The organism is Streptomyces sp. KLMMK (genome assembly GCF_036961605.1).
Lineage (GTDB): Bacteria > Actinomycetota > Actinomycetes > Streptomycetales > Streptomycetaceae > Streptomyces > Streptomyces telluris.
The window spans coordinates 1-6,000 of the sequence record NZ_JBAMDC010000391.1 but is presented as its reverse complement, the minus strand read 5'-3'; the positions used below and the strand labels follow the sequence as shown (position 1 = coordinate 6,000).

Here is a 6,000-nt window from a genome sequence, read left to right as displayed (position 1 = left end):
CCGCGCCGGGTGAGGGGCCGGGAGAGCCGGGCCCGCAGGTAGGCGTGCTGCTCGGCCATCGTCATGCGGCCCGCGAGGTGCTCGGGGATCCCTACGCGTGGTGTGTCCATGACGGCAACGTGCCAGGAAGCGGCAAGTTCGTTGCGGTCTTTGGGTGAACGTGACCTGACTGGAGCGCAATCCGTCCGCATGGTGGACGGCGTGTGTCATCCAGCGGGACGGGAGAGTACGGTCCCGGTATGTCTCGCAGCATTCGCCTCGCAGTGATCCCCGGTGACGGAATCGGCCGGGAAGTCGTGGCCCAGGGCCTCAAGGTGCTCTCGGCGGTCCTCCCCTCCGACGTGAAGCTGGAGACCGAGGAGTACGACCTCGGTGCCCGGCGCTACCACGCGACCGGCGAGGTCCTGCCCGACGCCACGCTCGAGTCCCTCAAGGGCCACGACGCGATCCTGCTCGGGGCGATCGGCGACCCCTCCGTGCCCGCCGGCGTCCTGGAGCGCGGTCTGCTGCTCAAGCTGCGGTTCGCCTTCGACCACTACGTGAACCTGCGGCCCTCGAAGCTCTTCCCGCACACGGCCACCCCGCTGGCCGGCCGCCCCGACATCGACTTCGTCGTCGTCCGCGAGGGCACCGAGGGCCCGTACACCGGCAACGGCGGCTCCCTGCGCACCGGCACCCCCGCCGAGGTCGCCACCGAGGTCAGCGTCAACACCGCCCTGGGCGTGGAGCGCGTGGTGCGCGACGCCTACGAGCGGGCCCAGGCCCGCTCCCGCAAGAAGCTGACCCTCGTCCACAAGAACAACGTCCTCGTCTACGCCGGACAGCTGTGGAAGAGCACCTTCGACCGGGTGGGCCGGGAGTACCCCGAGGTCACCACCGACTACCTGCACGTGGACGCGGCGACCATCTTCATGGTCACGCAGCCCGAGCGGTTCGACGTGATCGTCACGGACAACCTCTTCGGCGACATCCTCACCGACCTCGCCGCGGCGGTGACCGGCGGCATCGGCCTCGCCGCCTCGGGCAACATCAACCCCGACGGCGCGTTCCCGTCCATGTTCGAGCCCGTCCACGGCTCCGCGCCCGACATCGCGGGCACCGGCAAGGCCGACCCGACGGCCACGGTGCTCTCCGTCGCCCTGCTGCTGCGCCACCTCGGCCACGAGGCCGAGGCCGCCCGTATCGAGGCGGCGGTCGCCGAGGACCTGGCCGAGCGCGAGGGCGCCGCGCCGCGCTCGACGGACGAGACCGGAGACGCCCTCGCCCGGCGCGTAGCCGGCTAGCCCCCAGCCGCTGACTCAGCGCGCGGTGGGGTGCGACCATCGACCCGGGCCGCGCGCACGTTTTCCGTCCACGGCCCCACGAGCGATAATCGAACGTGGGGCCGCGGCATGAGGGGAAGCTCGGATGCCCTGACACCGTCAGGGACGGGGCGAGCTCGCGGTCCGCCACACACAAAGGTGAAGGACACGCACTCATGACGACGCCCACGATCGAGCTCAAGCCCTCTTCGCACCCGCTGTCGGACGCGGAGCGGGAGCAGATCCTGGCCAACCCCGGCTTCGGCCGCCACTTCACCGACCACATGGTCACGATCAAGTGGACGGAAGGCCGGGGCTGGCACGACGGCCAGCTCGTTCCGTACGCGCCGCTGTCGATCGACCCGGCGAACATGACGCTGCACTACGCGCAGACGATCTTCGAGGGCGCCAAGGCGTACCGCCAGCCCGACGGCTCCGTGGCCATCTTCCGGCCGGAGGAGAACGCCCGCCGCCTGCAGGCCTCCGCCCGCCGCCTGGCCATGCCCGAACTGCCCGTCGAGACCTTCATCGAGGCGTGCGACGCCCTGGTGAAGCAGGACAACGCCTGGGTGCCCGGTTCCGGCGAGGCCTCGCTGTACCTGCGCCCGTTCATGTTCGCGACCGAGGTGGGCCTGGGCGTCCGCCCGGCCAACGAGTACATGTTCGTGGTCATCGCCTCGCCCGCCGGCGCCTACTTCCCGGGCGGTGTGAAGCCGGTCTCGGTGTGGCTGAGCGAGGAGTACGTGCGCGCGTGCCCCGGCGGCACCGGCGCCGCCAAGGCCGGCGGCAACTACGCGGCCTCCCTCGTCGCCCAGGCCCAGGCCATGGAGCACGGCTGCGACCAGGTCGTCTGGCTGGACGCCATCGAGCGCCGCTGGATCGAGGAAATGGGCGGCATGAACCTGTACTTCGTGTACGGGGCAGCGTCCGATCAGAAGCCGAAGATCGTCACCCCCGAGCTCACCGGCTCGCTCCTCCCCGGCATCACCCGTGCCTCGCTGATGACGATCGCCGCCGACCTCGGCTACGAGGTCGCCGAGGGCCGCATCTCCGTGGACGACTGGAAGAACGGCTGCGCCGACGGCACCCTCACCGAGGTCTTCGCCTGCGGCACCGCCGCCGTCATCACCCCGGTCGGCACCGTGAAGTCGGCCCGTGCCGGCTGGACGGTCGGCGACGGCCGGCCGGGCGAGGTCACGATGCAGCTCCGCAAGGCGCTCCTCGACATCCAGACCGGCGCCGCCGAGGACACCCACGGCTGGATGCACCCCCTGGGCTGAGGCCCGCTCGCAGCCGCCCGTACCCCGGCCCCGTACGGACACCCGTACGGGGCCGGACGCGTCGGCCGGCGCGTCCCGCACCGTGAACGCAACGCACGCAAGTACTCATGATCGTTGCCGCCCGGACCCTTGTCCGGCCCCGTGCGTTCCGCCACCGTGATCGACCATGGGACAGCACTGGAAGAAGATCTGGGTCGGTTCGGCCGGCAACATGGTCGAGTGGTTCGACTGGTTCGTCTACGCGTCGTTCGCGACGTACTTCGCGGGCGCCTTCTTCCCCGCGGGCAACGACACCGCGAAGCTGATGAACACCGCCGGCATCTTCGCCGTCGGCTTCTTCATGCGCCCCGTGGGCGGCTGGCTGCTCGGCCGGATCGGCGACCGCAAGGGCCGCAAGGCGGCGCTCACGACGACCGTCACTCTGATGTCCGCCTCCGCCGTGCTCATCGCGGTCGCCCCGACCTACGCGGTCGCCGGCTACGGCGGCGTCGCCGTCCTCCTCGTCGCCCGGCTGCTGCAGGGCCTGTCGGTCGGAGGGGAGTACGCGGCCAGCGCCACATACCTGACGGAGGCCTCCCCGCCGGGCCGCCGCGGCTTCGCCTCCAGCTTCCAGTACGTCTCCATGACGGCGGGGCAGATCCTCGGCCTGGGGCTGCAGATCGTGCTGCAGCACACGCTCTCCAGCAGCGAGCTGCACAGCTGGGGCTGGCGCATCCCCTTCATCGTGGGCGCGCTCGGGGCGGCCGTCATCTTCTACCTCCGGCGCAACATGCTGGAGACGGAGGCGTACACGGAGGCCACGGCGGAGACCGCCGGGGAAGGAGCCGGGGAGAGCGCCGCGCAGGCGGCGGAGCGCGGCACCATCCGCGCCCTCATGCGGCACAAGCGCGAGGCCTTCCTCGTCATCGCCCTCACCATGGGCGGCACCGTCGCGTACTACACGTACACCACCTACCTGACGAAGTACCTCTCCAACAGCGCGGGCCTGCCCAAGCAGACCGCCACCCTCGTCAGCTTCTGCGCGCTGATCGTCTTCGCCTGTCTGCAGCCCCTCGCGGGCGCCCTCTCCGACCGCATCGGCCGCCGCCCCCTGCTGATCACCTTCGCGGTGGGCTCGACCTTCCTGACCGTGCCGATCATGACGCTGCTCAAGCACGCCGGCTCGTTCTGGCCGGCCCTCGGACTGTCCCTGCTCGCCCTGGTCGTCGTCACCGGCTACACCTCGATCAACGCCTGCGTGAAGGCCGAGCTGTTCCCGACGGGCATCCGGTCGCTGGGTGTCGCCCTGCCGTACGCGATCGCCAACGCGCTCTTCGGCGGCACGGCCGAGTACGTGGCCCTGTGGTTCAAGAAGGGCGGCATCGAGTCGGGCTTCTACTGGTACGTGGCGGGCTGCGCCGCGGTGTCGCTGGTCGTCTACCTGACGATGCGGGAGACGCGCGACATCGACCTCAAGCGGGTGGGGGCCGGCGCGCCCCAGGGCGAGCCGGAGGCGGGCAAGGTGCCCGCATCCTGAGACCCGCCCGCACCGCGGACCCGGCGTGTGCCAGGATGCACCTATGCTCCCGTTCGCCATGATTATTGGCAGCAGGCGCGCCGGTCCGCAGTGACCGCCCCGTACCACCCCGTACGGAGCGGACACCGTCGTCCCAGACCCGCGCGCAGACCTCTCGCACCCGCGAGAGGTTTTTGCGTTTTCCGGACCACCCCACGCCGGAGGACGCAGGGCGAGGGTGAGCATGGGGACGGTGGAACGGGTAATTCCGGTAGACCGACATCCTCACAGGAGTCAGAGCAGCATGACGGACGCAACCGACGGCCCCGACGATCGCTTTCACGTCTTCGACACCACCCTGCGCGACGGCGCGCAGCGCGAGGGCATCAACCTCACCGTCGCGGACAAGCTGACCATCGCCCGGCACCTGGACGACTTCGGCGTCGGCTTCATCGAGGGCGGCTGGCCGGGCGCCAACCCCCGCGACACCGAGTTCTTCCAGCGCGCCCGGGAGGAGATCGCCTTCCGCCACGCACAGCTCGTCGCCTTCGGCGCGACGCGCAAGGCGGGCGTGCGGGCCGAGGACGACCCGCAGGTCGCCGCGCTGCTCGACTCCGGCGCCCCGGTGATCACCCTCGTCGCCAAGTCCCACGACCGGCACGTCGAACTCGCCCTGCGCACCACCCTCGACGAGAACCTCGCCATGGTGCGGGACACCGTCTCGTACCTGCGCGGGCACGGCCGCCGCGTCTTCGTCGACTGCGAGCACTTCTTCGACGGCCACCGGGCCAACCCGGAGTACGCCCTCCAGGTCGTCCGCACCGCGCACGAGGCGGGCGCCGACGTCGTGGTGCTGTGCGACACCAACGGCGGCATGCTCCCCGCCCAGGTCGGCGCCACCGTGCGGGAGGTCATCGAGGCGACCGGCGCGCGCCTCGGCATCCACGCTCAGGACGACACCGGCTGCGCGGTCGCCAACACCCTCGCCGCCGTGGACGCCGGCGCCACGCATGTGCAGTGCACCGCCAACGGCTACGGCGAGCGCGTCGGCAACGCCAACCTCTTCCCCGTCGTCGCCGCCCTGGAGCTCAAGTACGGCCGCCGGGTGCTGCCCGCGGGGGCGCTGGCCGAGATGACGCGCATCTCGCACGCCATCGCCGAGGTCGTCAACCTCACGCCGTCCACGCACCAGCCCTACGTGGGCGTCTCGGCGTTCGCGCACAAGGCCGGCCTGCACGCCTCCGCGATCAAGGTCGACCCGGACCTGTACCAGCACATCGACCCCGAGCGGGTCGGCAACACCATGCGCATGCTGGTCTCCGACATGGCCGGCCGCGCCTCCATCGAGCTCAAGGGCAAGGAGCTGGGCGTCGACCTCGGCGGCGACCGGGAGCTGATCGGCCGCGTCGTGGGGCGGGTCAAGGAGCGCGAACTGGCGGGCTACACCTACGAGGCGGCCGACGCCTCCTTCGAGCTGCTGCTGCGCGAGGAGGCCGAGGGGCGCGCCCGGCGCTACTACCGCGTGGAGTCCTGGCGTGCCATCGCCGAGGACCGGCCGGACGGCATCCACGCCAACGAGGCCACCGTGAAGCTGTGGGCCAAGGGCGAGCGCATCGTCGCCACGGCCGAGGGCAACGGCCCCGTCGACGCCCTGGACCGGGCGCTGCGCGTCGCCCTGGAGCGCATCTATCCGCAGCTGGCCGCGCTCAAGCTGACCGACTACAAGGTGCGCATCCTGGAGGGCGGCCGCGGCACGGGGTCGATCACCCGCGTCCTGGTCTCCACGAGCGACGAGCGCGGCGAGTGGTCGACGGTCGGCGTCGCCGAGAACGTCATCGCCGCTTCGTGGCAGGCGCTCGACGACGCCTACGCGTACGGGCTGCTGCGGGCGGGCGTCGAGCCGCTGGAGTGAGCCACGGGCGGG

General features: G+C 71.3%; 4 protein-coding genes. All 4 read left to right on the top strand.

Annotated elements, in window-relative coordinates; translation table 11 throughout:
• The first annotated feature begins 239 nt into the window (after positions 1–239).
• The 4 genes from V7793_RS31850 to cimA all read left to right on the top strand — a co-directional run bounded on the left by V7793_RS31850 (position 240) and on the right by cimA (position 5,988).
• Positions 240–1,283 carry a 3-isopropylmalate dehydrogenase gene (locus V7793_RS31850; protein ID WP_336013152.1) on the top strand — a complete coding sequence of 348 codons (1,044 nt, stop codon included), beginning with the start codon at positions 240–242 and terminating at the stop codon, positions 1,281–1,283.
• 194 nt (positions 1,284–1,477) lie between these two features.
• Entirely contained in the window at positions 1,478–2,581 is a 1,104-nt protein-coding gene (locus V7793_RS31845) for a branched-chain amino acid aminotransferase (protein ID WP_336013150.1), read from the top strand.
• A gap of 166 nt (positions 2,582–2,747) precedes the next feature.
• Positions 2,748–4,097, top strand: coding sequence for an MFS transporter (locus V7793_RS31840; RefSeq protein ID WP_336013148.1), 1,350 nt, complete (start codon positions 2,748–2,750; stop codon positions 4,095–4,097).
• Between the two features lie 283 nt (positions 4,098–4,380).
• Complete coding sequence (cimA, locus tag V7793_RS31835; protein WP_336013146.1) at positions 4,381–5,988, top strand: citramalate synthase; 1,608 nt, start codon at positions 4,381–4,383, stop codon at positions 5,986–5,988.
• The last annotated feature ends 12 nt before the right edge of the window (positions 5,989–6,000 follow it).